Below are 2,548 nucleotides of genomic sequence, written 5' to 3' on the forward strand. Positions count from 1 at the left end.
CGTAAGCGCCCGGCCATGGCACCCCGGGGAGTGCACGCCGGCGATCAGGCGGTGATCGGCGCCCAGCGATGAGGCAGTAGCTGAGCGATGTCGTCGGCGCGATGCGTTGGCAAGCGGTTCAGCACGTCTTTGAGGTAGACGTATGGATCATGGCCGTTGAGCTGCGCTGATCGAATCAGGCTCATGATTGCGGCTGCACGTTGCCCCGCACGCAAAGAGCCCGTGAAGAGCCAGTTCGCCCTTCCCAGGGCCCATGGACGAATTTGATTTTCCAGCCAATTGTTGTCGATCGGCACATGCCCATCGACAAGGTAGCGTGTAAGCGCGTCCCATCGCTTGAGGCTGTAGTCGAGTGCCCTGGCGATCGCCGATCCCTCGGAGACCAGTTTGCGCTGATCGTTCATCCAGGCATGCAGTGCGTCGGCAATGGGTCGCGCCCGCTCCAGGCGGACCTCACATCTTCGATCGGGCTTGAGTTCCGCGACGTCGCGCTCGACGTCGTAAAGTGCACCGAAGTACTTCAGCGCCTGTTCGGCGACCTGGCTCTTATGGTTGGCGTGCAGTTCGAAGAACTTCCTTCTTGCATGAGCAACGCATCCGATTTCAGTGATGCCCAGCTCGAATCCAGCTTTGTAGGCGCTGTAGTCGTCACATACCAGCTTGCCTCGCCATTTGCCGAGGAACGTGCGGGCATGTTCGCCAGCACGGCTATCCGCGAATTCATAGACCACTGCGCGCACGTCGGCGAACTGCGTGGTGGCATATGCCCATACATAGGCGCGCTGCGTCTTTCCTTTACCGGGAACCAGCATTTGCACCGGCGTCTCATCGGCGTGCAGCACACCCTGTTGCAGAAGCTCGTCGCGCAGCGCGTCGACCAGCGGCTGCAATCGCACGCCGCAAACACCAACCCACTCGCCAAGCGTTGATTGGGGAATTGCAAGACCCGCGCGTTCGAAGATGCGCTCCTGACGGTACAGCGGCAAGTGATCGCCATACTTGGCGACGAGCACTTGCGCGAGCAGCCCGGTGGTGGGAATGCCCTTGTCGATCACATGAGGCGGAACAGGTGCCTGAATCAGCGTTTCGCACGCCTTGCAGGCCCACTTGCCACGAATGTGCCGCTCGACCGTGAACACGCCCGGCGTATAGTCCAGCTTCTCGCTGATGTCCTCACCGATACGCGCTCGCTGGCAACCGCAGGAGCACGTCTTGTCATCGGGTTCATGGAGGATGTCGGTGCGCGGCAGCTCCGGCGGCAATGGCGTGCGCTTTGGCTTCTGACGTTGCTTGTCCGGCGCCGTATTCGACTGTAGCTGCTCGAGCTCGATTTCGAGTGCAGCCAGATCGGCGTCGATCGCCTCATTGAGCAGGCTCATCTGCTCGACGTTGAGTTGCTCGCCGCGCTTGCCGAAATGCAGGCGCCTGAGCACGGCAATCTCGTGTGTGAGCTGGTCGATGCGCGTCTGCCGGTAGCGCAGATCCCGCTCGTTCTCGCCGACCTGAGCCATCAATTGCGCAGCCAGTGTGCGCAGTTCTTCGGGGCTCAGAGCGTCGAGGTTGGCGGGCAGGTTCATGCAGCCAGTCTGCCAGAACCCCAACCCCGGCGGAAGCAAGCCAGTTTACGGCTTTGGGGGTATTACACGACCGTGATCGCGTGATCGTGTGTGAGCGTCTGCCAGGGTAGCCCCGTTACCAGCGCTCGCAGCTGCTCGGGATTCAGCGCGGTGGCGACCGCCTGGTCCCCATTCGTCCAGATGAACCGCCCCTTGTTCAGGCGACGCGCGGCCAGCCAGATACCGAACCCGTCATACACGAGCACCTTTATACGCGTCGAGTGCTTATTGGCAAACAGATAGGCGTGGTGCGGTCGCGCCGCGCCGAACACCTTCACGACACGCGCGAGGATCGTGTCGATGCCCGCACGCATATCGATGGGCTCGGTCGCCAACCAGATCGCGTCGATACGGATCATCGCAGCCACCCTTGCAACCAGGCTGCGCAATCGGCCGCCGCGCATAGCGGCCAGCGTACCGTCACGGTCGCCGCCCCGCGGCGCACCTCGATCTGGATCTCCGTCGAAACGACCGCCGCGCCCGGCGCCTCCACTTGCAGTGGAACAAACTCCGCCAGCGGCACGCTCATGGACTGGCAAGCTTCCAGCGCGGCGTCTTGTTCCTCCTGCGCGGCCACCCATCGACGCAGCAAATTCGCATTCAACTGGTAATGCAGCGCGACCGCGGCGATCGACACGTTCGGCTGCATCGCCGCACGGATCACCTTCTCCTTGAACTCCTTGCTGTGGCGGCGTCGCCGTGTCGGCTGCACCACTTCCGAAATCGCTTCATTCTCGTCCATAGCGTACACGTGTCCATTTAAAGAATTGGTGGACACGATCGTCGCTTCCCTAACGCGCTGGTTCAAGGCGACATTGCCGGGCGCTTACGTTGCAACGCGTCTGTGCATTGACCGTCTTCGTGCTGCGAAAAATCAACGTGAACAGTACTCGGGAATATGGCTGCCGGAACCCGAAATGACCGACCCTACG

At 61.6% G+C, this 2,548-nt stretch carries 3 protein-coding genes and 1 pseudogene; 1 reads left to right on the forward strand and 3 read right to left on the reverse strand.

What is annotated here, in order from left to right; genetic code table 11:
• Window positions 1–44: 44 nt before the first annotated feature.
• From tnpC to tnpA, 3 genes are all read right to left on the reverse strand, one after another.
• The gene (gene tnpC / locus BN2476_RS42600) at window positions 45–1,577 is read right to left on the reverse strand and encodes an IS66 family transposase (protein WP_087740139.1); all 1,533 of its coding nucleotides are present in this window, start codon (window positions 1,575–1,577) and stop codon (window positions 45–47) included.
• 62 nt (window positions 1,578–1,639) lie between these two features.
• A complete protein-coding gene (tnpB, locus tag BN2476_RS42605; protein ID WP_087740140.1) occupies window positions 1,640–1,975 on the reverse strand; it encodes an IS66 family insertion sequence element accessory protein TnpB in 336 nt (111 codons plus the stop codon).
• Window positions 1,972–2,358: an IS66-like element accessory protein TnpA gene (tnpA, locus tag BN2476_RS42610; protein ID WP_162849298.1), complete on the reverse strand. Its 387-nt coding sequence runs from the start codon at window positions 2,356–2,358 to the stop codon at window positions 1,972–1,974. Before tnpA ends, tnpB begins: the two co-directional genes overlap by 4 nt.
• An 88-nt stretch (window positions 2,359–2,446) precedes the next feature.
• Here tnpA and BN2476_RS49025 point away from each other — a divergent pair.
• Window positions 2,447–2,548: pseudogene (locus BN2476_RS49025) on the forward strand (RNA polymerase subunit sigma-24); the annotation flags it as partial.

The organism is Paraburkholderia piptadeniae, from assembly GCF_900007165.1.
Classification (GTDB): Bacteria; Pseudomonadota; Gammaproteobacteria; order Burkholderiales; family Burkholderiaceae; genus Paraburkholderia; species Paraburkholderia piptadeniae.